The sequence below is a fragment of the Virgisporangium aurantiacum genome, assembly GCF_016863635.1.
In the GTDB taxonomy this organism is placed as follows: domain Bacteria; phylum Actinomycetota; class Actinomycetes; order Mycobacteriales; family Micromonosporaceae; genus Virgisporangium; species Virgisporangium aurantiacum.
This window is the reverse complement of the sequence record NZ_BOPG01000022.1, coordinates 157,076-182,608: the sequence shown is the minus strand read 5'-3', so window position 1 is coordinate 182,608 and position 25,533 is coordinate 157,076. Positions and strand designations below refer to the sequence as shown.

The following is a 25,533-nucleotide window of genomic DNA, read 5'->3' as shown; positions in this document are numbered from 1 at the left end:
GCCGCGATCTTGGACTCCGTGCGGTGCTATAGGCCCGTAGGGAGTCCAAGATCGCGGGGGGACCTACCGCGCGGGGAGGGAGAACTCCTCCATCGCCAGCAACGGGCGGAGACGGCGCTCGATGTCGGGCGACGCGAATGCGTTGCGGACGAGTTCTTTGCCCAACACGTTGCCGATGGCGCCCATCACCATGGCCTGGTCGAGGGAGAGGTGGCGGCGGGCGACGGTGCCGCTGCGCACCGCGACCGAGTCGTAGAAGCCGCCCGGGCCGTAGGCGCCCAGATTGCGCTTCAGCTTGGCCAGGGTGTCGAGCGACTCGCGCGGGGCGTAGCGCATTGCCAGGAACACCGCGTGCGGGGTGACCACGCCGTCCCCGTAGGTGACGGCCGGGCCGGGCGGCCGACAGTCGCCGAAGCCGGCGTCGTAGTTGGTGCCCTCCCGGTCGGACGGGTAGCCGCCCGGGTCCATGCCCATCGCCTCGACGCCGTACACGGCGTAGCCGCCGAACGGGTTCGACGCCGGCGAGAAGCCCCAGTAGCCGTACTTGGCGTCGTTCATGCCGTGGTCGATCTGGCCGCGCACGGTGGCCGGGTGGTTCCGTCCCCAACTGCGCGGGGCCCACCGGTCCTCGGGCACGAACAGGTCGGGCATCAGGGCCTCGAACATGTCGCCGCCCCAGCTGGGTACGAACTTCGTGCCGCGGTAGGTGTACGCGCCCTCGAACACCGGCACGCCCAGGTAGGTGCGGGTCACCCCGGTGGGCTGCTGTTCGAGCCAGGACCAGTCGCACGACGCGGGGAACGTGCGGTTGGTCGCGAAGTAGTGCTCCGGCGGGATCTGGCCGAACGCGATGCCGAGGTAGCTGGCGATCCGTGGCTCGGTCACCGTGATGTCGTAGTGGTTGCAGGTGTAGAAGACGTCCGGGCCGCGGTCGCGGTAGTTGCCGACGACGTTGCACTCGGGCGGCGTCAGCGGCTCCTCGTCCCAGAAACCGCCGCGGATCAGGCCGGGCAGGCCACCGCCGCGGGCGTCGGGGTTGTAGAAGAAGCCGAAGTCCATTGTGGACAGCAGGGCCGACGCCTTCGAACGCTGCTCCGGAACCGCGTTGCGCACCACGACGAGCGCGGCGCCGAGCCAGCCATTGTCCACACTGGACAGGAACGGGTTGCGGGGCGAGCCGTCCTCGGGCCAGGTCCTGATTTTGGTGCCGTTCAACGGGTCGTACCAGTTGTAGAACATGCCCGACGCGGGGTGCCGGTCCAACCGACCCAACGTGGTGAGAGTCTTCCCGATCCGGTCGCTGGCCTCGCGGCGGGAGATGATACCGAGGTCCCGGGCGACCACGGCCGACCACAGGTAACCGCCGATGTTGGTCGGCGACGTGTACCGCGAGCGGCTGGCCGGCGACAGGTCACCGCCGACGTTGTCGGCGACGAGCGCGGTCTCCTTGTAGAGCATCGCGTCCATCGACCGCCACGTGTCGACCGCGTACTGCTTGAGAGGGCTGGGCGGGGAAGCATTGGCGATGCCGGGGGCGAGCAGCAGCAGTGCCACCACCGGTACGGCGATCAGGCGTCGCATCGTCACCTCAATCCTGAGCGTGGGTTCCGCAGCTACGGCGTACGACGAGCTGCGTCGGGAGGACCTTTCTGTGCGGGGGAGAGGACGGGGACAGGATGCGTTCGTGGAGCCAGCGCGCCGCTGTCGCGCCGAGTTTGCGCATCGGTTGGCGTACGGTGGTCAGCCCGACGAACCGGGCCGTCATGATGTCGTCCCACCCCGCCAGCGCGAGGTCGGCGGGAACGTCCAGGCCGCGGTCGGCACACGCTTCCTGGACGCCGAGCGCGACCTCGTCGTTGGCGCAGATCACCGCGTGCGGGCGGGTGCGGCGCTTGAGCAGGGCGACCGCGGCGTCGTACCCGGCCGTCACGTCGAAACCGCACCGCACCGGGGCCGGCGGCCGCACCCCCGCGTCGGACAGTGCCGCCGCCACGCCGGTGTACCGGCCGGCGACGTCGGGCGACCCGGCCGGATCGCCGAGGAACGCGAACCGGCGGTACCCGTGGTCGAGCAGGTGTCGGGCCAGGCCGGCCGCGGAGACCTCGTTCTCGGCCGTCACGGTGTCGGTGTCGCAGTCGAGAGCCGGTGGACGCGCGAGCAGCACCACCGGCAGGCCACCGGCGACGATCGACGCGACCACCTCGTCGGCGACGGTCTGGCCCATGACGACCAGCCCGTCGACCCGGCCGGCGAGGTCGAGCACCTGGGCGGTCGGGTCGGCCCGGCCGCGGGTGCCGAGGATCAGCACGCTGCGGCCCAGCTCGGCGGCCGCCTCCTCGTAGCCGAGCAGCACCTCGGCGTAGTACGGCCCGACCAGGTCGGGGAACACGATGCCGTTCGCCGCGTGCCGGCCCTCGGCGAGCGACCGGCCGAGCCGGCTGGGCGTGAAGTTCAGCGCGGCGACGGCCTCCTCGACCCGCGCCCGCGTGGCCGCGGCCACGAGACCGGGGTCGCGCAGCGCCCGCGACACGGTGGCGATCGACACCCCGGCCCGCTCGGCGACGGCGTAGATGGTGACCGATGTAAGCGCTTTCATCGCCACGAGGGGACCGTACCACTCCATCGATCCGCGCGCTCGGTGTCGAATACGGGGTGGGCCGTTCGTACAGGGGGCAACAGGCCGGAGCGAAGGAGAGAACCGATGGCGAACTACATGCTCAGCGTCGTCTACCCGGAGGGCCGCACGAAGCCGGAGCCCGAGCAGCTGGCGAAGATCGGTGCGGCCGTGACGGCGGTGCACGAGGAGATGGAGCAGGCCGGCGCCTGGGTGTTCGGCGGCGGGCTCGCGCCGACCAGCTCGGCCACGGTGGTCGAGGCCCGCGACACCGACCCGCTGATCACCGACGGCCCGTTCGCGGAGGGCAAGGAGTATCTGGGCGGCCTCAGCATCATCGACGTGCCGGACCTCGACGCGGCGCTGGGCTGGGCCGAGAAGCTGTCGCGGGCCACCACGGTGCCGATCGAGATCCGGCCGTTCGTTTCCTGATGGCGGGCGTCGAAGAGGTCTACCGCGCCGAGTACGGGCGCGCGGTCGCCGTGCTCACGCGCGTCACCGGTGATCTTGACATTGCCGAGGACGCCGTGCAGGAGGCGTTCGCCGCGGCGGCCGCGCTGTGGCCGTCCCATGGAACGCCCCCGAGCCCGGCGGGTTGGATCATCACGACGGCACGGAACCGCGCGATCGACCGGTTGCGCCGGGAGACGCGTGGCCGGGACAAGCACGCGGAGGCCGCGCAGGTCGCGGCCTCCGCGCACAGCGAAGAAGGAGCGGTGGACGACGACCGGTTGCGCCTCATCTTCACCTGCTGCCACCCCGCGCTCGCGCCGGCGGCCCGGGTCGCGTTGACGCTGCGCCTGCTCGGCGGCCTCACCACGGCGGAGATCGCGCGCGCGTTCCTGGTGGCCGAGCCGACCATGGCGCAGCGCATCGTCCGGGCGAAGAACAAGATCCGGGACGCGCGCATCCCGTACCGGCTGCCGGGGGACGCCGACCTGCCGGCCCGGCTCGGCGGGGTGCTCGCCGTGGTCTACCTGATCTTCAACGAGGGGTACGCGGCGTCGTCGGGCGGCCTGATCCGGACCGGGCTGTGCGCGGAGGCGATCCGGCTCGGGCGGCTGCTCGCCGGGCTCATGCCCGACGAGGCCGAGGTGCTCGGGCTGCTCGCGCTGATGCTGCTGGTGGAGGCGCGCCGGCCGGCGCGGGTCCTGCCGGACGGCACGTTGGTGCCGCTCGACGAGCAGGACCGATCGTTGTGGGACCGCGACCTGATCGCCGAAGGGCGTTCGTTGTTACGCGCGTCGCCCGGGAGATATCAGGTGCAGGCGGCCATCAACGCCGTACACAGCTCTCCCGGCGGCACCGACTGGGCGCGCGTCCTTGCACTTTACGATCTCCTGTTGCGGGTTGCGCCGTCGCCGGTGGTTGCGCTGAACCGGGCGGTCGCCGTCGCCGAGACCGACGGACCGGCGGCCGCCCTCGACCTGCTCGACGGCCTCGACCTGGCCAACTACCACGTGTTCCACGCCGTGCGCGCCGATCTCCTGCGCCGCCTTGGCCGGGATTTCGACGCGGTGGCGGCGTACGACGCGGCGATCGCGCTGGCCGGAAACGACGCCGAACGGGCATTCCTCACCGACCGGAGGCGAACGCTGTCCCGGTAACGTATGTACTCTTATGCGGCTCCGGCGTCTTCTCCCTCTCGCCGCCCTGGTTCTCGCGATCGGGCTCGTCACCGTGGTCGTCGCGGTGCGCAGCCCCGACCGTCGCGTGCTGCCCTCGGCCGCCGACCAGCCGCCGACGCTGCAGGGACGCGTCACCGCGTTCCTGGCCACCCAGTACGCCGAACAGCCCTACCGCGATCCCACCGAGGCCGAGCGGGCGGCCGCGGTCGGCAGCCGGTTCGCCGAGTTGGGGTTCAGCAGCGTCGAGGGCGTCGACGAGGTCACCGGCCGGCGTTACGCGCTGCACACCTCACCGCCCGACGAGCGGGCCTGGGGCGCCGTGCTGGTCGACCTGTCGGCACCGGTCCGGTTGGCGGTCGAGGTCCCGCATCCCCGCACCGACATCGGCACCGAGTGGATCGGCCTCGACCTGTTCCGCGCCGTGCCCGGCAGCGTCCTGCTGATCGCCGGCGCCAACCGCCGCGCCGCCGGTGAACTGGCCGACGTGGCGCACAACGAGAACTCGCTCTACCAGGCCCTGTCGCTCGACCTGGCGCGCCGCGGCGTCCCGCAGCTTCAACTGCACGGCTTCGCCGACCTGAACCTGCCCGACCACGACATCGCCGTCTCCACCGGTGCCGACAAACCCAATCCGCTGGCTGTCCGCATCGCCGACGGCCTCGCCGAGGCCGGCTTCGACGAGTGCCGGGCCTGGGCCCAGAAGTGCGGCCGCCTCGAAGGCACCACCAACGTCCAGGCCAAGGCCGCGGCGCTGGCGAACGCGCCGTTCGCGCACGTGGAACTGAGCAACCGCGTCCGCACCGACGAGCCGCGGCGGGCCGCGCTGGTCGAGGCCCTCGCCACGGCGGTCTGACTACTCGTCCTCGATCCACATCAGCGCCCGCTCGATCTCCACGGCCGCGGTCCGGGCCGCCTTGTCGTTGTCGCGGTCGAGCCGGTCGAGGACGCCGGTGAGCCGTGCGCGGAGTTCGGAGACGTCGACGTCGTGGGCGGCCGGCACCGGGCGGGCGGCCGCACGCCGCATCGACCACCAGGAGGCCAGGTCGTAGACGCCGACGAACGCGCCCACCGCGGCCAGGATCACCAACGGCCGACCCGGGTCGGTGACGGCGACGAGAACACCGATGAACAGGGCGTGCGCCACCGCGAAGACACCCAGGTTGACCCACACCGGCCGGGGCATCTCCGGGCCCAGCGCGTGGGCGGCCGTGGCCAGATCGTCCTTGACCCGCCGGGCGGCGGCCACGAAGTCCGGGTCGTCGGTGCGGCCGGTCCACCAGCCGTACCGGATCCCGGCCGAGCGCTCGGCCAGCAGGGCCGAGACTTCCCGGAGTTCCCGCAATATCCGCTGGCTCATCCGGGCGACGCCTCCTGCCAGACGTCGAGGCTGTACGCGGACACGGCCAGCGCCTCCTCCGCGAAGAGGACCAGGTTGAACACGCTGTCGCGGTCGGCGGCGGCCATGACGTCGGCACCGGTCACCGCGGCCGGGCCGCGCTCGTCGAGCAGCCGTACCAGCAGGGTGCCGGCGGTCGAGCGCAGCCCGGTGAGGTCGGCTCCGAGCCGGCTGAGCCGGACGCCGACGGGCTGAAGCACCGCATCGTCGTCGGGTTCCGGCGCCGTGTCGGTGCCGGTCGAGCGGGCCGCGGCCAGCCGGGCGCGGGTGAACCGACGGTCGAGCCCATCCGCTGCCCGGCCGTTCAGCCATCCACCGAGTAACGAGCCCGGTACGGCGGCGACGGCCATCCAGGCCACCGACGCGTCGAAGATCCACGCCGCGGCGGCCACGACCGGGAACATCACCGCCACCAGCTCGCCGGCCCGGAGCAGGCGTGCGGCCGGCGGACGTGTCCCGTCGGGCCGGTGCAGCCGGCTGACCGACCGGCGCAGCGCCATTTCCAGCGCGTCGGCGCCGACGTCCAGCCGGGCCCGCGCCTCCTGGATGCGCGCGTGGTCGAGGCCCGTCGTCGCACCGGCGAGCCGGGGCCGCAGCGCCCCGACCTCCGCCGACAGCCGCGCCAGCACCTCAGGCAGCGACCCGGCGGTGTCGATCCGGGACCGTGCCGGCGGTTCGGGCGGCGCACCTCGGGGAAGCCGGAAGTACAGCCACCCGTCCTCGTCGTCCACGTCGAGGCCGAGCGAGCGCAGCAGCGCGGCGATGCGTTCCCGCGACTCCGGCTCCGGCACGATGTAGGCACGGCCGTGTCCGTCGCTGTCCTGGCACGCGCTCACCGTGTCGCCGACGGTCCACACCCGCGCGAGGAGACCGGCGAGGTCCTCGTCGACGCACGACTCCCGCTCGCCGACCTTGACGTGCACCTGCCGGTGCAGGGTCGCCACCAGCCCGCCGTTGCGTTCCCGGCAGGTGTCGCACAACGGGAACGGACCGAGTCGCACCTCCACGCCGAACCCCCGTCCCCGATGGGGTTCAAAGATAGGACCCGGTCGCTACAAGCGCCTGACCGTGCGGAACTTCGTCGCGAAGTGGCCGCCGCCGTCGAGGATGGCCGGGCCGCCGAAGTCGCCGAAGGTCGGGCCGTTGGCCTTGCTGCGGCTGGACAGGAAGCGGTGGTGGCCGGCGTCGTCGACGCCGAGGTAGATGCCCGAGTGGTCGGCCTGCGTGCCGTCGGACGGGTCGAGGTTGAAGAAGACCAGGTCGCCGTTCTGCATGCGGTTGAAGTCGCGCACCTGGGTGCCCTTGTCGGCGGCGATCGCCACGCCCGGGCCGAACTGCGACATCGCGAACGCGCGGCGGGGCAGGCCGGCGCCGGCGGTGTTCTGGCTGCGCACCGGGTAGCCCAGCCGGTAGCCGTAGACGATCCGTACGAAGCCGGAGCAGTCCAGGTCGCCGTTGCGGTCGGCCTGCGGCTGCGACCGGCCGCCGTCGCTGAACTGGTACTGGATGCCGAGGTAGTCGAAGAAGTCGGAGTTCTCGGCCCGGCCGTCGGGGTCGGTCTCGGAGAACGGGCCGAAGTCGGCGTCGCCGGCGAACCGCACGCCCTTGGCGTCCTTCTGCTCCGGGGCGCCCTGCACGTACTGCATGGCGACGGCCAGCGCGTCGGGGGCCTTGTCGGCGAGGGCCGCGGTGATCCACGGCTTGTACCAGGCCGCCTTTTCCTCGCCGGCCTTCCACTCCTGCGGGGCCAGCCGGATCCAGGCGTCGGTGGTGACGGTGGCGGTCGTGAACTTGGGCTCGGCGAACCGGCGCACGGGGCCGGACAGTCGCACGCTGCGGGCGCCGTCGGTGAACACCGCGACGGTGCGGCCGGCGGCATCCTTGGCGATCGTGCGGTTCGGATCGGCCACCCGCTGGTAGGTGAGGTTGGTCGGGTCGGCCGGTGGAACCGACGCCGAACCGGCCACCTCCAGCGGCGCGCCCTCGACCGCCACCTCGTCGGACGTCTCCGCCGCCGTGTCCGGCGTTCCACCGACCCGCTGGAACCCCAGCCAGGCCAGCGCGGCGACCACGAGGATGGCGGCCAGCAGCACGCTCACCAGCACCGACCGGTCGTTCCGCCCGCTCATTCCACTCCTAAGCCGATTAGAGGGCCGGCACGACGCCGGCCAGGATGCCGCTGATCATCACGCCGTACGTCGCCGCGGACACGATGCCGGTGGCCAGCATCGTGGCGGCCGGCGGCTGCCGGATGAGCTGGTACACGATCAGGCCGGGCGCGATGAAGCCCAGCGTCTGGTGCACGAACAGCAACGGAAGCTCACCCTGGATGATCAAAAACAAGGTCAACTGCAAGAGGACGCCGAGGAGCACGATCGCGGCGAAGAGTCTCTTCCCGTACAGGATGGTGATCTTCAGCAGGACGCTCATGGCCAGGAACGTCACGATGGTCATCGCGAAGATCACGACCACCTGCAGGTAGTCCTGCACCATGGCGATCGCCAGCCAGCCCGGCGTGATCATGCCGCCGGGGGAGAGGTTGGTGGTCAGGTAGCACAGCAGCGAGAAGACCAGGCCGACGCCCAGGCTGAGCGCCGCCGTCTGCGGGTTCAGGTCGGTGGTGATCATCGGGTCGGCAGCTTGTCCAGCTCGTCGAGGAGGGCCTCGCCCTGGCCGTGGATGTTGCCGACGGCCACCACCGACGCGCCGGAACCGACCGCGTTCAGTAACGCATCGAGCAGTTCCGGTGCCGGCTGCCGGCCGCCGAGGTCGACCACCCGCTTCTGGAACTCGCCGGAGATCGTGGCGGCGGCACTCCGGGTCGGCTCACCGATGAGAACCACCCGGTCGGCGCGCAACTTCGACACCAGTCCACCCATCTGGCCGTTGCGCTCCACGCGGTCGGGCCGGCAGTTGATCAGCAGGCACAGCGGCCGGCCGATCAGGCCCTGCCGGCCGAGTTGTTGGATGTTCTGCAACGTCGACTCCGGATCGTTCGCCGCGAACACGTTGGCGAACCGGATCGACGTGTCGCGAACCTGATACTCCTTCACCGTGAGTACGCCGGGATCGGGCGGCGCGTTCCACATCCCGTTGAGTGCCGCCTGACGGGTGACGCCCAGCCGCGCCGCCACCTCGAGCGCGATCGCCACGTTCTCCTTGAACGTGAAGTAGCTGAACCCGCGCATCTCCTGGTCGGTGACGTCGTTCGGGTCGACCACGATGAGGTCGCACTTCCGCTTCGCCGCCTCCTGGTACAGCACCGGCAACCGTTCCCGCTCGGCGGTGACGCACACCCCGCCCACCGGCATCGACCTCGACAACGAGCGGGCGATGTCGTCGAGCGTCGGGCCCATCTCGGCGACGTGGTCCTCGCGGACGTTCGACAGCACGCCGATCGTCGACTGGATCAGCTTGGTCTGGTTGACCTCCTGCAGCGCCGGCATCACCGCCATGCACTCGATCACCAGCGCGTCGGGGGAGAACGCCGCCGCCCGCCGCACGATGCCGACCTGCTCGATCACGTTGGCGATGCCGAACTTGCGGTACACCGGCTCCTCGGTGGCGTCGGGGTAGATGAAGCGGGCCGCCGTGCCGGTGGTCTTCGCGACGACGATCTTTCCGCCACCCCGGAGAGCTCCCGCGCACAGCCGGGTGATCGAGCTCTTGCCGCGGATCCCGTTCACCAGCACCCGCTGCGGGATCCGGCGCAGGTGCGAGTAGTGGTTGCGCTGTTCGATGACGCCGGCGACGAGCAGGCTGAGGCAGCCGATGACGTACACGATGTACATGAACGACATCGTGTTCAGCGTCCCTTACGAGACGACGCGCGGCGGGCGCCCGGTCCGTCGGCCCGCTTCGGGCGGACGATCGGCAGCACCATCGTGATCTCCCGACCGATGCCCTTGAGCCGGGCCGCGCCCGCGAGCCGGGTGGTGCCCTCGGCCATGGTCTGCCGGACGATGTCCAGGCACACGGCGATCGCGCCGATCTCGTCGTGCCGCACCGGGCAGACGGTGTCGCGGACGTCGCCGTCGGCCAGCCGCTCGGCCGCCTCGGCCATCTGCCGCAGCGGACGGATCACCACCAGCCGGTACCAGGCGAACAGCAGTACGGCGACGACCAGCGCGAGGAACGCCACCAGCCAGGTGCCCCGGTTCAGGTCGTTCTGGGGCAGCCGGAACGTCGCCAACGACCGCTCGGAGACGACGGCCCAGCGCACGTCGGGCAGGTCCTCCTCGCCGCCGACCGTGGTGCCGGCCAGCAGCATCGTGCTGCCCTGCGATTTGCCGATGCTGGTGCCCGCGTTGTTGCCCAGCGCGTCGGTCGCGGCCTTCCGCACGGGTGCGGCGGCCGGCACCCGGAAGGGCACGTAACCACCCGTGTCGAGGATCGTGCGCAGGTCGCCGTCGACGACGCGGACCCGTCCCTCGGCCCGGCGCAGCAGCCCGGCCAGGTACCGCACGCCGAACTCGGCGATCACCGTCTGGCCGTCGGCGACCTGGAAGTACGCGTAGACGACGGGCACCGGGCCGGTGACCCGGTCGAGCTTCACGCCGTTGCCGGGCGGCGGCGCCGCCTGCTGGCGGGCTGGCTCCTCCCCGACGATCAGAGCGGGTTTTCCTGTCTTGTCCGTGACGTAGGCGCTACGGATGTCGCCGCTGTCGATCAGTTCGTTCAGCGGTCCCCGGAACTGCTGGGGGTCGATCGCACTGACTCCACTCGCGGCGGCGGCGCCCGCGCGCGTCCCGTTGGCCGCCGGCGCCGACGCGGCGGGTGACGGCTGAGCTTGTGAAGGCGGGGCGGACGCCGCGGGGGACGGTGTCGCCGCCGCCGCGGTCGCCGCGGCGGTGCTGGCCTGGCGCAACCGGGTGACGCCGCCGGTGAGCCCGTCGCGCAGCGCGACCGCCGCGCCCTCGACGTCGTTGCGGGCGTCGATCGACACCTGCTTCGGGACGCTGTCGGCGCCACCGGCGTACCGGCCCGCGACGGCGCCGCACCAGCCGAGCACCGCGATCGCGCACAACGCGATGACGGTGAGCGCGGAAAAACCACCCGGACGGCGCCGGCGGGCCCGCTCGTCGAGCGTGCGGGGCGTCCGGCGGGGGCCGTTCGCGATCTCCGCGAGGGCCGCCGAGATGCGGGCCGCCTCGCGCAGCACCGGGAGGGCGACCTTCTCCGGCGTCTCGCCGCAGGCCATCGCCTTCGCCTGGACGAGCACGCGGGTGATGGGCCGGATCAGGACCAGGTAGAGGACGGCCAGGATCAGCAGCGCCACGATGGCCAGCGTCACCGCCGGCTCGAGCCCTCGCCAGCGCTCGCCACCGGTGACTCGCGCCGCATGCGTGACGGACACGATCGCGAGACCGGAGTCGCCGATCGGGGCGGCCGCGGCCACCGGGGCCAACCGACGAGCCTGCCCGGTCTGCGGGTCGGTGAGCGTCAGCACGGAGCCGGTGACGCCCACGGCGCGGTCGTCCGCCTTCTCCAGCGCCCTCTGGACCAGCTTGTTGAGGGGCACGTTCTCCGGCGGGATCGGGGCACCCTGCACCGAGTACATGGTGTTGCCCGGCCCGAAGATGAAGACGCTCTGCTGCACCTCGGAGTTCAGCCGCAGCACCCGCAGGTCGATGCCCGTTGTCGCGACCAGGACGCGGTTGCCGGGTAGTTCGGCGGCGACCACGACCTGCAGCGCGCCGCCGACGGCCAGCGGGACGGCCTGGCCGGGCACCGCCTTCGACGCTGCCTCCGGTGGGAGGGTTTCGCCGCGGAACGCCGTGGCCTGCCGCTTGTCGTCGAGAATCGCGGCGCCCTTCCAGCGGCCACCGGGGACCACGACCGCGGCGAGCAGCTTGTCCGGGTCCTTCTCCGCGGCGGCGCCCAGGCGTTCGGCGTTGGCGGCCAGACTCTGCACGCCGTTGTTCATGACGGTGCGCTGGGTACCGGCGAGCCTGCCTACCAGTTGCTTCTGCGAGTCGACGACAGCCTCGGGCACCGCCCGGTCGCCCGAGCCCCCGAGCACCGCGAGGCACAGTCCGGCGACGAGGAGCAGGCACCAGAACGAGAGCAGCGCGGGAACCTTGACGCCGGCGGGAAACCGGGCGCGCGGAAGTTGCCGGTCCAGGCAGATGCGGCGCCATTCGGCGGCAGCGTCGGCCTCTCGACCGGGTTGACGCCCACGCGGAAGCCTGGGACCGACTGCGGCGGATGTGGTCGGTGCCCCCATATCCGGTCGGTACGTGCCGAAAGCGCCTCGCGCTTTGACCTGTGACGCGGGTCACACTCAGCGCCTCCTCGTGAGTGGGAGGAGAGATACCTTGCGGGTCCCAAGTTGGGTATCAAACCTCCCGTTCGTCGGAGCCGACGCCATCGCGGCCGGTCTGCTCACCAAGCGGCAGCTGACCGGGGAGACCTGGCTGCGGCTGTTCCCCACCGTGTACGCGTGGCGGGAGTCGCCGCTCGATCACCGGACGTGGTGTGTCGGCGCCGGCCTCTTTCTGTGCGGGAGGAGTCGCCGCAGGAGTCGCGCCTGCGGCTGGTGCTGATCGGGGGCGGGCTGCCCTGGCCCGTCACGCAGTACGAGGTCTACGACGGGAAGAGGTTTGTGGCCCGCCTCGACCTCGCCTACCCGGAGAGGAGGGTCGGCATCGAGTACGACGGTGATCATCACCGGTCGGCGGGTGTTATTTTAGGCTGTCCTAACTCGACGCGAGGGGAGGTGCGCGTGACGACGACACAGGTAGTGGCGCCGTGGCGACAGTTCACCGTGGACGTGGCGGGCGTGACCATTCTCAGCCCCTCGTTCATCCGGATCACCTTCACCGGACCGGAGCTACACCGCTTCGCTGACAACGGCTACGACCAGCGGTTCAAGCTCATTTTCCCGGTACCCGAGCACGGCTACGCATACCTGAAAGACGGCCCGGACTGGTACGAGCAGTGGCGCGCCCTGCCGACGGAACAGCGCAACCCCTTCCGTACCTACACGGCGCGCGCGGTCCGGCCGCACCTCGGCGAGGTGGACGTCGACCTCGTGCTGCACGGCGACGCCGGACCGGCATCGCGGTGGGCGGTCGGCGCGACGAAGGGCGACCGGATCGTGCTGCTCGGCCCCGACGCGGGCTTCGACGGCGACCACGGCGGCATCGAGTTCCGCCCACCGGCGAGCGGCGTTTCCAGAAGCGTGCTGCTGGCAGGGGACGAGACGGCCGTCCCCGCGATCTGCTCGATCCTGGAACGGCTCCCCGCGCATACCCGAGGCGAGGCCATCCTGGAGGTGCCGCACGCCGGCGACCGGCTCGCGGTCACGGCGCCGCCGGGCGTGGTCGTCACGTGGGGCGCGCGGGACGGCGACGGTCACGGCAGTCGGTTGATCCCCGCGGTGGTCGAGGCCGCCGGCCGCTTGCTGCCCACGCGGCACAGGCAAATGCGGGATGACGCCGAGCTGTCGGACATCGATATCGACGATTCGATTCTGTGGGAGGTACCCGAGGCGGCACCGGCCGACTCGCTGTACGCATGGTTGGCCGGCGAGGCGGGCGTCATCAAGACCCTGCGCCGGCACCTGGTCGCCGAGCGGGGCATGGACCGCACCGCGGTGGCCTTCATGGGTTACTGGCGGCTCGGGCGCGCCGAAGGCTAGCTTTCCCCACATGACCTTGAGCCTCGCCGTCGCGCAACCACCGTGCGTCGCGTTCGACGTCGCCGCGAACGCCGTTGCGCACGCCGACGCGGTACGCGCGGCCGACGCGCGGGTGGTGGTCTTCCCGGAGCTCTCGCTCACCGGGTACGAACTGACCGCCCCGGTGCTCGACCCGTTCGACGACTGGTTACGACCCCTCGTCGAGGCGTGCGCCGAAACCAACACCGTGGCACTCGTCGGGGCGCCGGTCGAGGGACCCCACATCGCAATGATTTCCGTGGCCGGCGACGCGGTGCGCGTCATCTACAAAAAGCTGTACCCCGGTGGCGCCGAACCGGCGCGATTTCGTGCGGGCGGCGGTCCCGCCGTTCATGAGGTTGACGGATGGCGCCTCGGGTTGGCGATCTGCCGGGACGCCGGCGTGCCCGAGCATGCGGCCGCGACGCTCGCGTTGGGTGCCGATGTGTATGTCGTCGGGTCGGCGAAGCAGCCGGACGAGGCGGCGGTGCAGGACGAGCGGGCCCACCGGGTGGCGACGACGTACGGCGTGTGGGTGGCGGTGGCCAGCTTCGCCGGGCCCACCGGGAGCGGGGAGTACGACCCGGCGGCGGGCCGGTCGGGGATCTGGCGGCCCGACGGCACCGTCGCGGCACAGGCCGGCTCATCGGTCGGGGAGACCGCGAGGGCCGTTCTCGACCGGGCTTGAACCGATCGATCGAGGTCTCCGTGCTTCACATCGATACCGGTGTGAGGAAGGTGGGCCGTCGTGGCAGATCTCAACGTTTCACCGCCGCTGCTCGTGGATCAGGCGCGGAGGTTTTCCGAGCAGGCCAAGGCGATCGCGTTCGACATGAAGGCGGGCGTGCCGCTGCTCGAGGAGTTGCGCACGAAGGGGCTCGGTTGGGACGAGGGCGGGCGGCAGTTCGCGCAGCTGTACTCGGTTCAGCAGGACAAGGTCGTCGAGGTGCTCGCCAACATGGCCCGCGTGCTCGCCGAGGTCGACGAGGGGCTGACCATCCTGGCCCGGCGGCTCCCGCAGGCCGACGAGGACACCGCGGCCCGGTTCAATCGGATGCGCACGCGGCTCGACGGCATCCCGAACCTCACGCCGGGCAACCTGCCGTGATCGGTTCGGAGACCGCGGCGTACATCATGAGCGGCCTCATCGGGCTGCCCTATCCGGAAGGCGATCCCGCCGTCCTCCGCGCCGCCGCCCGGCACTGGCGGTCAGTCAGCGCCGCCACGGCCGAGAGCGAAAAGGTCGCCGAGCGGGCGGCCAAGGCGATGGCGGAGAACGCCCAGTCCGGCAACGCGGTGACGGCGTTCTACGAACTCACCGAAGAGGTGCTGCCGCGCCTGGGCCAGCTCAAGGTGGCGACGGAACGCCTGGCGGTGGGCCTGGAGAAGTTCGCCGAGGAGCTGGAGAAGAAGCGGCACACGTTCAACCACATGGCCTGGCAGGTGGCCGTCGACATCGGGGTGACGGTCGCGTTCGGCTTCCTCACGGTCGGTCTCTACTCGGCGGTCAAGGCGGTGTACCTCGCCCGGGCCGTCGTGGCGTTCTTCCAGGTGTTCGGCGCGTACCGGCGGGCGGCGCTGATGTGCGCGATGTTGGCGACGTACTTCACGCTCGACACGATCGCCTACACCGCGCTCGACGTCGGTGCGATCAAAGCGGTCGACTGGGCCTACGGCGAGAAGGGGAAGGACTGGAAGGACATGACGCTGCAGACCGCCGTGGGGAACCTGGCGTTCGACGGTGCCTTCCAGGGCCAGGAGTATCTCGCCGCCAGGTTCGTCGGTAAGGCGTTCGCGAACAACGTCTGGGTGCGGGCGGCCATGCGGATGACCTCCTCCGGGCTGGTCTACACACCGGTGGCCAACCTGGTCGCCGGCAAGCCGGCCAACGAGTTGTTGCCGACGCAGAACGAGTGGGAGCAGAAGACCGCGATCCACATGTTGGGGCGGGTGTGGCTCCCCGAGCATCACCGGGCGTGGTCGGCGGAGGTGGGGAAGGCTGCGGCGAAGCGGATGCTCGGGCGGTGACGTCAGCGGCGCCCGCCGCTGCCTTCGTCGTCGTCTTCGTCGTGGATGATGCGGTGCAGGTCGGTGTCGGTCTGGGTCAACAGGTCGGTGAGGTCGAACCCACCGGGGACCTGAGTGTCGCGCAGGCCCCGCATGTCCTTCGGCACATCCTCGTCGAGGATCTCGCGGGCGCTCGCCATGGCCTGCTCGGCGGCGGCCCGCGCGGTCGCCAGGATGGTGCGGGCGAGCGCGTCGGTGTTCATCCGGTTGCCCGCGCGCGGATCGATCTCCAGGCCGACGAGCTGGCCCCGGGGCCCGACGACCACCTTGATCAGCCGGTCGTCGGACCAGGCCGTGCCCTCGATCTCGAGGAGCTTGCGCTGGGCGGCGACAGCGCCTTCCATCACGGAGTGGAGCTCGGCGTTGATCCGCTGCATCGCTGCCTCGTCAGGTGGTTCCATGAGCGTCAATGTTAGCCAAAGGAGTTGTCTCGATGCGCCTTCTGCTGGTGGTGCTCGCGCTGTCCGGATCGCTCGCCGTGCCGGGTGTCGCCGCGGCCGCACCGAACACCTGCGGACCCGTGGTGGCCGACCCGCTGGCCGAGGAGCCGTGGGCGCTGAACCGGCTGCGTCCCGACCTGGCCTGGCCGTTGAGCACCGGCGCGGGCGTGACGGTCGCGGTGATCGACTCCGGCGTCTCGGGTGAGCACGCCATGTTGGCGGGCAAGGTCCGCCGCGGCACCGATCTCGTGACCCCGGGCGGCGACGGCAGCTGCGACGAGAACGGCCACGGCACGCTCATCGCCGGCATCATCGCCGGGCGCGAGGCGACCAGCGGCGGGTTCCGGTACTACGGGGTGGCTCCGGGCGCCACGATCGTGCCGATCCGGGTGCTGCGCGACCAGCAGCGCGCGGTCGGCGGTGAACTGTCCACAGTGGTCGCCACGGCGATCCGGTACGCCGTCGACCAGGCCCGTGCCACCGTGGTCAACCTGTCTCTCACAGCTGAGGCGACACCGGACCTCGAAGCGGCCGTGCGGTACGCGGTGGGTCGCGGGGTGGTTCTGGTGGCGGCGGCCGGCAACGGGGGCGGGCAGTCCGGCGCGCAGTATCCCGCGGCGTACCCGGAGGTGATCGCGGTCGGCGGCGTCGACACCGGCGACAAGCACGTCACCAGTTCGTCGACCGGCGAGCACGTCGACGTCGCCGCGCCGGGTGACCGGATCTCCGGGCCGTCGCCGCGCGGCGGCGGCTACCTCTACACCACCGACGGCGGCACCAGTTTCGCCGCCGCGTACGTCACCGGCGTGGCGGCGCTGGTGCGCTCGTACGACCCGAACCTGACCCCCGCCCAGGTGGCCGACCGGATCGAGCGGACCGCGGACCACCCGGCCGGGCAACGCAACGCCGAGGTGGGGTACGGCGTGGTCAACCCGGCCCGGGCGGTGGGTGCGCTGGCGGGCGGCGCTCTCGCCGGCGGTGCCGCTGCCGACGCCCGGCTGCCGAGGGCACCCCGGGCCGCCGCCGATCCGATGCGGGGGGTCACCGGCGCGGCCGTCTGGATCACCGTCGGTGGGGCGCTCGCGGTGGTGCTCCTGCTGATCGCGATCCCGATCGTGCGCAACGGGCGGGCGCGCCGGTGGCGGGCCTGACGGCTACTCCTCGCCGTCTGCCGCCAGTTCGGCCATGATCTCGTCGGCCTCGTCGACCGCGGTCGTCGGCACCCCGGCCAGCCCGGTCCGGAACGCCGCGGCCGCCCGCTCCTGAGCCGCCCGGACCGTGCGGGTGACCACCTCGCCGAGGGCGCCGACCGTGTAGCGGCTGAACACGTCGTCGCTGAGCCGCAGCCCGACGACGTGGCCGCCGCCGGCCGCCCGCACCCGCACCCGGCCGTCGCCGCTGCGGGCCTCGACCGGTTCCCGCGCCAGTCGCTCGGCCGCCTCGCTGTATGCGTCGAGTTGCGCCTGACCGGCCGCGGTCACCGCGGCGTACCGCTCGGCGTCCATCCCGTGGCTCATGCGTTGCCGCCTTCCGAGGGGCCGCCGACGATTCCGTCGCCCACGGGTTTCTCGTCGGGTTCGGACGAGTCCCTGGCGGCCGCAAGTTCCATCAGCGCCTCGACGCCCTGGCGCTGGCCGTCGGCGATCGCGGCCAGCACCGCCGTGGCGACGGCCGGCGGCCGGCGGGTGGCGACGGTTGCCGCGAACGTGATCCGGTCGACCATGCCGTCGCCGGTGACCTCGGCCGTCACCAGGTTGTCCGGGTCGCGGCCGGTGAACGTCTGCGACCGGATCCGGTCGAGCGCGCCGGGCACGCCGACGGCGGGCAGATCGACATCGTCGAACATCGACATTCGCGCACCTCCGTCGCCTCTCTCGGCGACAAATCAGCCGCTTAACAGATTGAACCGCCCGCGGCTCCGGATCCGTGATGTCGAACAGCATAGATGCCTTCGCCGGGAGGATTCCGTGACCGTACCGACGCCAGCAGAGCTGAAGATGACCCCCGCGCAACTGAACAAGGCCGCCACCGAGTGCCGGTCCGTCGCGGACGGCCTGCGCAAACAGGCCGACCTGGTGGCGGTGGCCAACGTGCGCGCGGCCATCGCCAACCCGGCCACGAATCTCGCCCGCGCGGCCACGGTGGTGTGCGGTGGCCACCTTCCCACCGCGATCCGCAAGACGGCCGACCAACTGGACCGGCACGCGAACTCCCTCGACGAGGCGGCCGGGTCGCACGTCGCCGACGACGAGTCGACGGCCGTCGACTTCCGGCAAGCGAGCAGGTGACAGCGATGTTCAACACGTACGCCAGCATCATGGCCTCGAAGCCGACGCTGTTCCAGAACGACACGATGAGCACGCTTTCCGCCGTCATGGGACCCGTCGGCGCCGGCTACCAGCTCTTCAACAGCGCGTCGAACCTCGTGGGCACCTGGACCGGCTCGGGCCAGCAGGCGCAGGGGTCGCAGGCGGGCGGGCTGCTGGGCAAGGGACAGCAGGTGCTCACCGCGTTCACCCAGTCGCAGCAGATCATCAACGCCGGCGCCCAGCAGTTGCAGAACGCCAAGGCGCGGCTGGTCCTGCTGACCAAAACGGCGACGACACAGGGTTTCCAGGTATGGCCGATGGGCAAGGTGGTCCTCGGCAAGCCGCAGATCGAGGCGATCGCGGCGCTGCACGCGAGCCAGCACCACGGCGAGGCGCGGACGCTGCACGCGGACCTGACGGTGAAGGCGGGCGAATACACCGCCCAGATCGACCTGGTCGTTCTGCAGACCAACGCGGCCGACGCCCAGGTGGCACTGACGTTGGCGAACTCGGCGGTGAGCGTCCTCGGTTCGTTGACCCAGAAGGACCCCGCCGCCGCGTCCACGCCGCCGGTGGGTGCGGTTCCGCCGCCGACGAGCGTCGCGCCGGGTCCCCTGACGCCGAACACACCGATCACGCCGGGCGGTGGCCCGACTCTGCCGACCGGGATCGGTACCGGCGCCGGCCCCGGTGTCGGGCTGGCCGGCGTCGGTTCGCTCGACGGCGCCGGGCTGGCGCGCGGGCTCACCGGTGCGGGCGGCGTGCCGCTCGGCACGGCGGGCCTGAACCCGTCGACGCTCGGCGGCACCGCCGGTCTCGGGCCCGGCGCGATCGCCGCCCGGGGCGGGGCGGTCGGCGAGATGGTCGCCGGCGGCGGCGCGGCCGGCGGGCCCGGGATGATGTACGGCGGCGCCGGCATGGCCGGTGGCCACCTGGGCGACAAGGAACATCACGAGGGCAGCGAGTGGCTGGAAGAGGAAGGCGCGTCGTGGGAGACCGCTGACGCGGCCACCGAGGCGGGCGGGGTGTTGTCGTGACGGATGGCGACAGCCCGGTTCCGGCGCCGGCCCGGCGACCCTGGCTCGCCACGCTCGAACCGCTGGGGGCCTCGGAGCAGCTCGAGAGCGCCGGCCGGTTGCAGGTCGACGGGCAGGATCTCAAGGTGATCGGCCAGTATCTCAACGAACTCGCCGCCTCAACCAGGGCGATCCGGAGAGAGGCCGCGGCGGGCGACGTGGCCGCGACCGCGAGCCGGGAGCGCTACCGCAGCCTGGGCAGCGACGACATCGGGCCCGTCATGGACATGCGCGCGGCGTTCGCCGGCGCCGCCCAGCAACTCGACACCGACCTCGACAACCTGACCAAGGCCATCGCCCATACCGCGGCCGCGATGGAGAAGCTCGCCAAGCAGTACCGGGACGCCGACGAACGCAACAAGCTCGACGCGGCGACCGTCCGCCGGTACCTCGGGTAGTGAGGAGCGCACACCATGGCCGACGGCCCGACCTGGGACCAGATCGTCGATCGGGTCTGCGTCGCGAGCAATTACCTGTGTCTGCAACGGGCCGCCGGCCACTGGCAGAACGTGTTCGGGCTGCCGCAGGTCGAGGGCGGGCCGGAGCAGCGGCCCGGCCAGCTGAACCAGCTCCGGCGGGCACTTCAGAAGCTGCAGATCCAGTCGGGAACGAACTGGCACGGCACCGGTGCGGCCGCCTTCCAGCAGCACGTCAAGGAGCTGATCGGTGCGGTCGGTGCGATCCAGAACCAGTACCAGGGCCTGCAGCGGGCGGCGTCGGAAAGCGCCACCCACCTCAAGACCGCGGTCGAGAACATCCACGTCCCCCTGAACAGGTACGAGGAGGTCGTGGCCGCGCAGGAGGCGTTCCACGCCGGCGTGCCGTGGTTCGTGCGTCCGTTCGCGCTGGACCTGGCGTTGTATCGGCGTTGGCCCGAGACGTACAACGCGTTCCAGCGCTGGTTCAGCCTCGGCGAGCAGCACGCGCAGGAGGTGTACCGGCAACTGGTCAGCGACTACGGGGCCGACCGGAAGTTGATTCCGCCCGGTGAGCCGGTGCCGGTTCCGGGCGTCCGGTCCGGACCCGACGGTGCGAACGGGCCCGGCGCAACCGCGGGTCCCGGCGCGGGCCGGACCGCCGGCCCCGACGCGAGGGGCCTGGACGGCCTGGGCGGCCCCGGGTTGTCGCCGGGCGGCCTGCAGACCCCGGTGTCCACCGCCGGCCTGAACGCCCCGACGGCGCCGAGCAGCACGCCGTTGCCGGACCTGTCGACGACGACCCCGCCCGAGCTGCCCGGGACGTCCGGAGAGCTGCCCGGATTCGGAGACCCCGACACGTCGGGTCTCGCCGGAATCGGCGGCCTGGGTGCCGGTGGTGGCCTGGGTGGCGGCGTGGGTGGCGTCGGCGGCGGCGCGGGTCTCGGGCCGGTCGGGGCGGTTCCCGGCTCGGCGACGTCGGGGTTCGGCGCACCCGGGTCGGCCGCGCGCGGGCTCGGGGCGCCCGGTGCGGGTGGCGGCTCCGCCGCGCTCGGCGGGATGGGAATGTACCCACCGATGATGCCGATGGGCGGGCACGGCGCCGGCGGCGCGCAGGGAAACAACACCGACGGCTTCCTCCAGGAGGACGAGGTCAAGGCGATGTTCGGCTTCGACAGCGCGGACGTCGTCGGCGGTGGCGTTCTCGACGCATAGAAATCCGGGGCCGTCCGACACATCGCGTCGGACGACCCCGGTTGCCGTTTGTTCAGAACAGTTTCGTCGCCCGCTTGTCCGCGACCTGCAGCCTCTGGCTGGCGGAGAGGAGGGCCGCGCCCAGGCGGTTGAGCTCGTTGTGCAGCTCCGCCATGTGGACGTTGTACTTCGCCAGGATCTGCCGGAAGTTGGCGTTGGACTCGCTGACCCACACCGCCTTCTTCAGCTGGGTGTGCAGATCGGCCGTGAGCTGGTTGAGAACCTTGTGCTCCTTCTGGAGCGTCTGGCTCACCTGTTGGTTCAGCGCGTAGTTGACCCGAATCTGGTGCACGTCAGCCTCCGGAGTGGGCGTTGAAGTCGGCGATGGTTTCGTGGTCACCCGCGAGGTGTGTCTTGCCGGCCACGCGCACCTGGCCGGCCAGTTCGAAGATGGCCCGGCGGATGTTGAGCGCCGTGGCGTCCCAGCCCGACATCGACTTCTGGAACGCGGCCGCGCCCAGACCCTCGTACTTTCCGCTGAGCCCCTGCACCTCGGCTTTGATCGCCTTGAGGCGGGCGGTCATCTGGTTCGCGAACGCATCCAGATTGTCGCCAGCAATCTTGACATCGTGGAGGTTGATTTCTTGCCCGTGTGCCATCCGGCCACCTCTCGTAATGCAACGCCGTCTGATCTCACATCACGGCGGTCGCATCCGAACGGTTCAACCGGTTTCGATGAATGCGGTCTGGATGAGACCCACCCCGTCGCTGCGCCGCACCAGCACCCCCCGGCCGGGCGGCTGCGGGCCCGGCGTCACCGAGCCGAGGAGCGCGCCCTCGTCGGGGTTGCCGGCCATCTGGAGACCGGGTGCGTCGAGTTCCTTGAGCCGCTGCAGCACCGGTTCGTACAGGGCCCGGCTCGCGCCGCCCGTGCGGCGGGCGAGGATCAGGTGCAGGCCGATGTCGCGGGCCTGCGGCAACAGGTCGGCCAGTTCACCCAGTGGATTGCCGCTGGAGCTGGACACCAGGTCGTAGTCGTCGACGAGCAGGTACAGGTCGGGACCGGCCCACCAGCTCCGGGTGCGCAGCTGGTCGATGGTGACGTCGGGGCCGGGCAGCCGCTTGTTCAGGGCCGCCACGATGCCGGCGGCCATGCTCTCGGCCTGCTGCGCGCCGGGGACGTAGTCGAGCAGGTGCTCGCCCTCGACCGCACCGAGCAGGCTGCGCCGGTAGTCGACGATGATGAGTTTCGCCTCGGCCGGTGTGCGGTTGTCGACGATCCACCGCGCGATCAGCCGCAGCAGGTTGGTCTTTCCGCACTGCGCGTCGCCGAAGATGACCAGGTGCTGGTCCTCGACCGGGTCGAGATACACCGGTGCGAGCCGGGCCTCGTTGTACCCCAGCGGGATCCGCTTTCCGGCGTTGGCGGCCGCGGCCTGCCAGAGCTCCGCCGCCGGCAGTTGACGCGGCAGCAGCCGCACGCGCGGCGCCGGCGGATGCGGCCAGGCCGCCCGGACCCGGGCCACCAGGGCGGCCGTCGCCTCCGGCAGGCCCTCGTCGCCCGTACCGCCGTCGATCCGTGGCACAGCGGACATGAAGTGCAACTGGTTCCGGCTCAGGCCGCGACCGGGAGCGGCGTCCGGCACGTTCGCCGCCGCCCGGCGGTTGATCTCGGAGTCGGACGGGTCGCCCAGGCGCAGTTCCAGGCGGGTGGTGAAGTAGTCCCGGATGTTGTACCGGATCTCGCCCCACCGGCTGGCGGTCAGCACCAGGTGCACCCCGAACCCGAGGCACCGGCTCGCCATCACCGACAGCGCGGAGTCGAGCTCCTCCTGTTCCTCGCGGAGCAGGCCGTACCCGTCGACCACCAGGAACAGGTCGCCGAACGGGTCGTCGGCGAACTCGCCGCGGGCCCGGCGCTCCCGGTAGGAGTCGATCGACTCGACGCCGGCCTCGGCGAACCGCACCTCGCGGTCCTCGATCAGCGCCCACACCTCGGCCACGCTGCGCCGCACCGACTCCAGGTCGCGGCGGACCGCCACGCCGGAGACGTGCGGCAGGCCGGCCAGCGCCCGCAGCGCGCCGCCGCCGAAGTCGATGCACATGAACTGGACCTCGCGCGGGCTGTGCGTGAGCGCCAGTGACGCGATGATGGTGCGCAGCAGCGTGCTCTTGCCCGAGCGCGGCCCGCCCACCACGACCACGTTGCCGTTCGCGCCCGCCAGCTCCACCGGCAGCGGTTCGCGGCTCTGCTCGTACGGCCGGTCCTCGATGCCGACCGGGACGACCAGCGGGCCGGGCTTGCGCCAGGCGGTCGCCACCAGCCCGTGCCGCTCGTCGGTGTCGAGGTCGCCCAGCAGCGCGTCGAGCCCGGGCGCCTCGGCCAGCGGCGGCAACCAGACCTGGTGGGCCGGCACGCCCCGGTCGCGCAGCCGGGCGACGATCACGTCGAGCATCGTGGTCTGCCGCGCGCTCTCGGTCTCCGGTGCCTGTTCCGGCTCGACCGTCGGCTGCTCCGGGATCGGCACGGCGTCGACGCCGAACGGCACGATGCGGGTGCTCACCAGCGCCGTCGACCGTTGCGTGCGGCCACCGGCACCGCGGTACGGCCCCGAGACGTAGGCCGCCCGGAACCGCTGCATCGGTGACGTGCCGACCTTGAGGTACCCGTGCCCGGGCGCGTTGGGCAGCTCGTAGGCGTCGGGCACGCCGAGCACCACCCGGCTCTCCATCGCGGAGAACGTGCGCAGCCCGACCCGGTACGACAGGTGCGTGTCCAGGCCGCGCAGCCGGCCCTCCTCCAGCCGCTGACTGGCCAGCAGCAGGTGGACGCCGAGCGAGCGGCCCAGCCGGCCGATCATCACGAACATGTCGATGAAGTCGGGCTTGACCGCGAGCATCTCGGAGAACTCGTCGCAGATCACCAGCAGGCTGGGCAGCGGCGCCAACGGTTCACCGGCCAGCCGGTCGCGCTCGTACTCGTGCCGCGAGACGTAGTTCCCGGCCGCCCGCAACAGTTCCTGGCGGCGGATCATCTCGCCGCTCAGCGCGTCTTCCATGCGGTCGACCATCGCCAGCTCCTCGGCCAGGTTGGTGATGACCGCGCTGGTGTGCGGCAGGACGTCGAGCGAGGCGAACGTGGCGCCGCCCTTGAAGTCGATGAGGACGAAGTTGAGGTCCTCGCTGGAGTGGGTGATGGCGAGCGACAGCACCATCGTGCGCAGCAGCTCGCTCTTGCCCGAACCGGTGGCGCCGATCAGCAGCCCGTGCGGGCCCATGCCGTCGAGCGCCGCCTCCTTGAAGTCCAGGTCCACCGCCGATCCGTCCGGGCTGACGCCCAGCGGGATGCGCAGCCGGTCGCGGTCGGCCCGCCGCCGCCAGGTCCGGGCCGGGTCGACCGCGGTGGCGTCGGCCAGGCCGAGCAGTTCGGGCAGCTCGGTGATCCGGGCGGTGGCCTCCTGCACCTCGGTGTGGCGGGAGAGCCGGTACGGCGCCAGCGCCCGCGCCAGCCCGAGCGCCTGCTGGGCGGTGAGCCGATCCGGTCGCCCGAGGCGGGTGCGCCGGGCACCGCGGTCGGCGGTGACCGAGTCGGCGTCGACGTCGAGGCACAGCAGCCAGCGGCCGGCGTCGCGGGGAACCATCCCGGACAGGTCGAGCACGGTGACGCCGAGCAGGCCGGGACCGGCCAGTTGACCCGCCGGCGCGTCCTCGCCGCCGTCGAGCACCACCATGAGGTGCGCCGCGCCGGCCTGCGGCTTGGCCTCCGGCGAGTGCCGCGTCCGGGCCTCCAGGTCCTCCCGGGCCGCCTCCTCGAACGCGGCCATCGAGTCGTAGACGCGGCGCCGGGCACCGGCACCGTCGGCGCGGCGGTCGTCCTGCGCGTGCGGCAGCCACTTCACCCAGTCCCAGTCCGCCCGTCGTCCCGCCGACGCCACCACAACCAGTTGGGCGTCGTCGGGGGAGTGGAACGTGCACAGCTGCGCCACCGTCGCCCGGGCCAGCGCCAGCACGTCGGCCCGCTCACCGCGCAGCACCACCCGGCTGAACGCCCGCAACTGCACCGCCAGGGGCAGGTCGGGCACGGCCGAGTGGGCCCGGACGAAGCGGCGCAGCGCCACCGCGCTCAACGGTTCGAGATCCTCCACGGGACGCGTCTGCGGCGGCACGATCGCGATACCGAGCTTCTGTGCCCCGGCCGCGACCCGGATCTCGCCGAAGTCCTCGTCGCCGGTGCGCCGCTCCCACATCCGTTTCGAGGCGACCAGCGACCACAGGGTGGCCGGCTCGGGATGCCGCCACAGCAGCGCCCGGCGTTGCTGCGCGGCGGCGCGGCGCACCTGCCGGCGGCTCTGTCCGAGGTACCGCATGTACTCGCGGCGACGGGCGTCGGTCTCGGCCCGGCTGTGACCGGTGTTGTGACCGATCGACGTCGCGCCCATGCCCAGCATGGACACCGCGAACAGGCCGCCGACGAGGTAGGTCAGCACGCCGCCGCGGCCGCCGCCCGCGTACATCAGCGCCATCGCGCCGCCGCCGGCCATCATCGGCAGCAGCATCAGGAGCTGGGCCAGGCTGCGGGGCAGCGGTTCGGCCAGGTCGGGCGGCGACTCCAGGACCAGTTCGCCGCGCGGCATCCGGGGCGGGGTCTGCCGGGGCGGCCGGCGGAACAGGACCGTACTCACGACGTACCGCCTTGGAGGTCGAAGATCCCGCTAATATATCGAGCGCAGTCA

Annotated in this window: 26 protein-coding genes; 12 read left to right on the top strand and 14 right to left on the bottom strand. The window is 71.8% G+C overall.

Going from position 1 to position 25,533, the window contains the following annotated elements; translation table 11 throughout:
• Nucleotides 1-63: 63 nt before the first annotated feature.
• Together Vau01_RS17055 and Vau01_RS17050 are read right to left on the bottom strand one after the other, a co-directional pair.
• A complete protein-coding gene (locus Vau01_RS17055; protein WP_239151644.1) occupies nt 64-1,581 on the bottom strand; it encodes a glucoamylase family protein in 1,518 nt (505 codons plus the stop codon).
• Nucleotides 1,582-1,588: 7 nt separating this feature from the next.
• Entirely contained in the window at nt 1,589-2,596 is a 1,008-nt protein-coding gene (locus Vau01_RS17050; RefSeq protein ID WP_203993370.1) for a LacI family DNA-binding transcriptional regulator, read from the bottom strand.
• 105 nt (nt 2,597-2,701) lie between these two features.
• On the opposite strand from Vau01_RS17050, the gene Vau01_RS17045 reads away from it, so the two are divergent.
• Genes Vau01_RS17045 through Vau01_RS17035 form a run of 3 tightly spaced genes read left to right on the top strand, consistent with a single transcriptional unit; the run spans nt 2,702 to nt 5,095 of the window.
• Nucleotides 2,702-3,046, top strand: coding sequence for a YciI family protein (locus Vau01_RS17045; RefSeq protein ID WP_203993368.1), 345 nt, complete (start codon nt 2,702-2,704; stop codon nt 3,044-3,046).
• Nucleotides 3,046-4,221, top strand: coding sequence for an RNA polymerase sigma factor (locus Vau01_RS17040; protein ID WP_203993366.1), 1,176 nt, complete (start codon nt 3,046-3,048; stop codon nt 4,219-4,221). Before Vau01_RS17045 ends, Vau01_RS17040 begins: the two co-directional genes overlap by 1 nt.
• 13 nt (nt 4,222-4,234) lie before the next feature.
• A complete protein-coding gene (locus Vau01_RS17035; RefSeq protein WP_239151642.1) occupies nt 4,235-5,095 on the top strand; it encodes a hypothetical protein in 861 nt (286 codons plus the stop codon).
• On the opposite strand, the gene Vau01_RS17030 is transcribed toward Vau01_RS17035, so the two are convergent.
• Genes Vau01_RS17030 through Vau01_RS17005 form a run of 6 tightly spaced genes read right to left on the bottom strand, consistent with a single transcriptional unit; the run spans nt 5,096 to nt 11,864 of the window.
• A complete protein-coding gene (locus tag Vau01_RS17030) occupies nt 5,096-5,599 on the bottom strand; it encodes a hypothetical protein (protein WP_203993364.1) in 504 nt (167 codons plus the stop codon).
• Nucleotides 5,596-6,645, bottom strand: a complete 1,050-nt coding sequence (locus Vau01_RS17025) for a serine/threonine-protein kinase (RefSeq protein ID WP_203993362.1) — start codon at nt 6,643-6,645, stop codon at nt 5,596-5,598. Before Vau01_RS17025 ends, Vau01_RS17030 begins: the two co-directional genes overlap by 4 nt.
• Nucleotides 6,646-6,690: 45 nt before the next feature.
• Nucleotides 6,691-7,767 carry an NlpC/P60 family protein gene (locus tag Vau01_RS17020; protein WP_203993360.1) on the bottom strand — a complete coding sequence of 359 codons (1,077 nt, stop codon included), beginning with the start codon at nt 7,765-7,767 and terminating at the stop codon, nt 6,691-6,693.
• Nucleotides 7,768-7,783: 16 nt separating this feature from the next.
• Nucleotides 7,784-8,266 (bottom strand): poly-gamma-glutamate biosynthesis protein PgsC/CapC, encoded by a 483-nt coding sequence (locus Vau01_RS17015; RefSeq protein WP_203993358.1) that lies wholly within the window; start codon nt 8,264-8,266, stop codon nt 7,784-7,786.
• The gene (pgsB, locus tag Vau01_RS17010) at nt 8,263-9,438 is read right to left on the bottom strand and encodes a poly-gamma-glutamate synthase PgsB (protein ID WP_203993355.1); all 1,176 of its coding nucleotides are present in this window, start codon (nt 9,436-9,438) and stop codon (nt 8,263-8,265) included. Before pgsB ends, Vau01_RS17015 begins: the two co-directional genes overlap by 4 nt.
• 5 nt (nt 9,439-9,443) lie before the next feature.
• A complete protein-coding gene (locus Vau01_RS17005) occupies nt 9,444-11,864 on the bottom strand; it encodes a HAMP domain-containing protein (RefSeq protein WP_203993352.1) in 2,421 nt (806 codons plus the stop codon).
• 498 nt (nt 11,865-12,362) lie between these two features.
• Between Vau01_RS17005 and Vau01_RS17000 the strand changes: the two genes are divergently transcribed.
• The 4 genes from Vau01_RS17000 to Vau01_RS16985 are packed head-to-tail and all read left to right on the top strand — an operon-like array spanning nt 12,363 to nt 15,326.
• A complete protein-coding gene (locus Vau01_RS17000; RefSeq protein ID WP_203993486.1) occupies nt 12,363-13,280 on the top strand; it encodes a siderophore-interacting protein in 918 nt (305 codons plus the stop codon).
• Between the two features lie 10 nt (nt 13,281-13,290).
• A complete protein-coding gene (locus Vau01_RS16995; RefSeq protein ID WP_203993349.1) occupies nt 13,291-13,986 on the top strand; it encodes a carbon-nitrogen hydrolase family protein in 696 nt (231 codons plus the stop codon).
• Nucleotides 13,987-14,046: 60 nt separating this feature from the next.
• Nucleotides 14,047-14,406: a hypothetical protein gene (locus Vau01_RS16990; RefSeq protein ID WP_203993346.1), complete on the top strand. Its 360-nt coding sequence runs from the start codon at nt 14,047-14,049 to the stop codon at nt 14,404-14,406.
• The gene (locus Vau01_RS16985; protein WP_203993343.1) at nt 14,403-15,326 is read left to right on the top strand and encodes a WXG100-like domain-containing protein; all 924 of its coding nucleotides are present in this window, start codon (nt 14,403-14,405) and stop codon (nt 15,324-15,326) included. The genes Vau01_RS16990 and Vau01_RS16985 overlap by 4 nt, the downstream gene beginning before the upstream one ends.
• A gap of 2 nt (nt 15,327-15,328) precedes the next feature.
• On the opposite strand, the gene Vau01_RS16980 is transcribed toward Vau01_RS16985, so the two are convergent.
• On the bottom strand, nt 15,329-15,766 hold the full coding sequence (locus Vau01_RS16980) for a YbaB/EbfC family nucleoid-associated protein (RefSeq protein WP_203993340.1): 438 nt from the start codon (nt 15,764-15,766) through the stop codon (nt 15,329-15,331).
• Nucleotides 15,767-15,798: 32 nt separating this feature from the next.
• Between Vau01_RS16980 and mycP the strand changes: the two genes are divergently transcribed.
• Nucleotides 15,799-16,956, top strand: a complete 1,158-nt coding sequence (mycP, locus tag Vau01_RS16975) for a type VII secretion-associated serine protease mycosin (RefSeq protein WP_239151641.1) — start codon at nt 15,799-15,801, stop codon at nt 16,954-16,956.
• A 3-nt stretch (nt 16,957-16,959) separates the two neighbouring features.
• Here the strand turns inward: mycP and Vau01_RS16970 are convergent, their stop codons facing one another.
• Nucleotides 16,960-17,322 (bottom strand): YbaB/EbfC family nucleoid-associated protein, encoded by a 363-nt coding sequence (locus Vau01_RS16970; protein ID WP_203993338.1) that lies wholly within the window; start codon nt 17,320-17,322, stop codon nt 16,960-16,962.
• Nucleotides 17,319-17,657, bottom strand: coding sequence for a YbaB/EbfC family nucleoid-associated protein (locus Vau01_RS16965; protein WP_203993336.1), 339 nt, complete (start codon nt 17,655-17,657; stop codon nt 17,319-17,321). Before Vau01_RS16965 ends, Vau01_RS16970 begins: the two co-directional genes overlap by 4 nt.
• Nucleotides 17,658-17,772: 115 nt before the next feature.
• Between Vau01_RS16965 and Vau01_RS16960 the strand changes: the two genes are divergently transcribed.
• Genes Vau01_RS16960 through Vau01_RS16945 form a run of 4 tightly spaced genes read left to right on the top strand, consistent with a single transcriptional unit; the run spans nt 17,773 to nt 20,821 of the window.
• Nucleotides 17,773-18,093: a hypothetical protein gene (locus Vau01_RS16960; RefSeq protein ID WP_203993334.1), complete on the top strand. Its 321-nt coding sequence runs from the start codon at nt 17,773-17,775 to the stop codon at nt 18,091-18,093.
• A 5-nt stretch (nt 18,094-18,098) separates the two neighbouring features.
• Nucleotides 18,099-19,151, top strand: a complete 1,053-nt coding sequence (locus Vau01_RS16955) for a hypothetical protein (RefSeq protein WP_203993332.1) — start codon at nt 18,099-18,101, stop codon at nt 19,149-19,151.
• Nucleotides 19,148-19,588 carry a hypothetical protein gene (locus Vau01_RS16950; protein WP_203993330.1) on the top strand — a complete coding sequence of 147 codons (441 nt, stop codon included), beginning with the start codon at nt 19,148-19,150 and terminating at the stop codon, nt 19,586-19,588. Before Vau01_RS16955 ends, Vau01_RS16950 begins: the two co-directional genes overlap by 4 nt.
• A gap of 15 nt (nt 19,589-19,603) precedes the next feature.
• Nucleotides 19,604-20,821, top strand: coding sequence for a WXG100 family type VII secretion target (locus Vau01_RS16945; RefSeq protein WP_203993328.1), 1,218 nt, complete (start codon nt 19,604-19,606; stop codon nt 20,819-20,821).
• A gap of 52 nt (nt 20,822-20,873) precedes the next feature.
• Here Vau01_RS16945 and Vau01_RS16940 read toward each other — a convergent pair whose 3' ends face one another.
• The 3 genes from Vau01_RS16940 to eccCa all read right to left on the bottom strand — a co-directional run bounded on the left by Vau01_RS16940 (nt 20,874) and on the right by eccCa (nt 25,482).
• Nucleotides 20,874-21,152 (bottom strand): WXG100 family type VII secretion target, encoded by a 279-nt coding sequence (locus Vau01_RS16940; RefSeq protein ID WP_203993325.1) that lies wholly within the window; start codon nt 21,150-21,152, stop codon nt 20,874-20,876.
• Between the two features lies 1 nt (nt 21,153).
• Nucleotides 21,154-21,459, bottom strand: a complete 306-nt coding sequence (locus Vau01_RS16935) for a WXG100 family type VII secretion target (protein WP_203993322.1) — start codon at nt 21,457-21,459, stop codon at nt 21,154-21,156.
• Between the two features lie 63 nt (nt 21,460-21,522).
• Nucleotides 21,523-25,482, bottom strand: a complete 3,960-nt coding sequence (eccCa, locus tag Vau01_RS16930) for a type VII secretion protein EccCa (RefSeq protein ID WP_203993319.1) — start codon at nt 25,480-25,482, stop codon at nt 21,523-21,525.
• Nucleotides 25,483-25,533: the final 51 nt, after the last annotated feature.

Excerpts from the sequence above, each read along its gene's own strand:
- Vau01_RS17055 (WP_239151644.1), bottom strand. The coding sequence starts at position 1,581 with ATGCGACGCCTGATCGCCGTACCGGTGGTGGCACTGCTGCTGCTCGCC.
- Vau01_RS17050 (WP_203993370.1), bottom strand. The coding sequence starts at position 2,596 with ATGAAAGCGCTTACATCGGTCACCATCTACGCCGTCGCCGAGCGGGCC.
- Vau01_RS17045 (WP_203993368.1), top strand. The coding sequence starts at position 2,702 with ATGGCGAACTACATGCTCAGCGTCGTCTACCCGGAGGGCCGCACGAAG.
- Vau01_RS17040 (WP_203993366.1), top strand. The coding sequence starts at position 3,046 with ATGGCGGGCGTCGAAGAGGTCTACCGCGCCGAGTACGGGCGCGCGGTC.
- Vau01_RS17035 (WP_239151642.1), top strand. The coding sequence starts at position 4,235 with ATGCGGCTCCGGCGTCTTCTCCCTCTCGCCGCCCTGGTTCTCGCGATC.
- Vau01_RS17030 (WP_203993364.1), bottom strand. The coding sequence starts at position 5,599 with ATGAGCCAGCGGATATTGCGGGAACTCCGGGAAGTCTCGGCCCTGCTG.
- Vau01_RS17020 (WP_203993360.1), bottom strand. The coding sequence starts at position 7,767 with ATGAGCGGGCGGAACGACCGGTCGGTGCTGGTGAGCGTGCTGCTGGCC.
- Vau01_RS17015 (WP_203993358.1), bottom strand. The coding sequence starts at position 8,266 with ATGATCACCACCGACCTGAACCCGCAGACGGCGGCGCTCAGCCTGGGC.
- pgsB (WP_203993355.1), bottom strand. The coding sequence starts at position 9,438 with ATGTCGTTCATGTACATCGTGTACGTCATCGGCTGCCTCAGCCTGCTC.
- Vau01_RS17005 (WP_203993352.1), bottom strand. The coding sequence starts at position 11,864 with ATGGGGGCACCGACCACATCCGCCGCAGTCGGTCCCAGGCTTCCGCGT.
- Vau01_RS16995 (WP_203993349.1), top strand. The coding sequence starts at position 13,291 with ATGACCTTGAGCCTCGCCGTCGCGCAACCACCGTGCGTCGCGTTCGAC.
- Vau01_RS16980 (WP_203993340.1), bottom strand. The coding sequence starts at position 15,766 with ATGGAACCACCTGACGAGGCAGCGATGCAGCGGATCAACGCCGAGCTC.
- mycP (WP_239151641.1), top strand. The coding sequence starts at position 15,799 with ATGCGCCTTCTGCTGGTGGTGCTCGCGCTGTCCGGATCGCTCGCCGTG.
- Vau01_RS16970 (WP_203993338.1), bottom strand. The coding sequence starts at position 17,322 with ATGAGCCACGGGATGGACGCCGAGCGGTACGCCGCGGTGACCGCGGCC.
- Vau01_RS16965 (WP_203993336.1), bottom strand. The coding sequence starts at position 17,657 with ATGTCGATGTTCGACGATGTCGATCTGCCCGCCGTCGGCGTGCCCGGC.
- Vau01_RS16955 (WP_203993332.1), top strand. The coding sequence starts at position 18,099 with ATGTTCAACACGTACGCCAGCATCATGGCCTCGAAGCCGACGCTGTTC.
- Vau01_RS16945 (WP_203993328.1), top strand. The coding sequence starts at position 19,604 with ATGGCCGACGGCCCGACCTGGGACCAGATCGTCGATCGGGTCTGCGTC.
- Vau01_RS16935 (WP_203993322.1), bottom strand. The coding sequence starts at position 21,459 with ATGGCACACGGGCAAGAAATCAACCTCCACGATGTCAAGATTGCTGGC.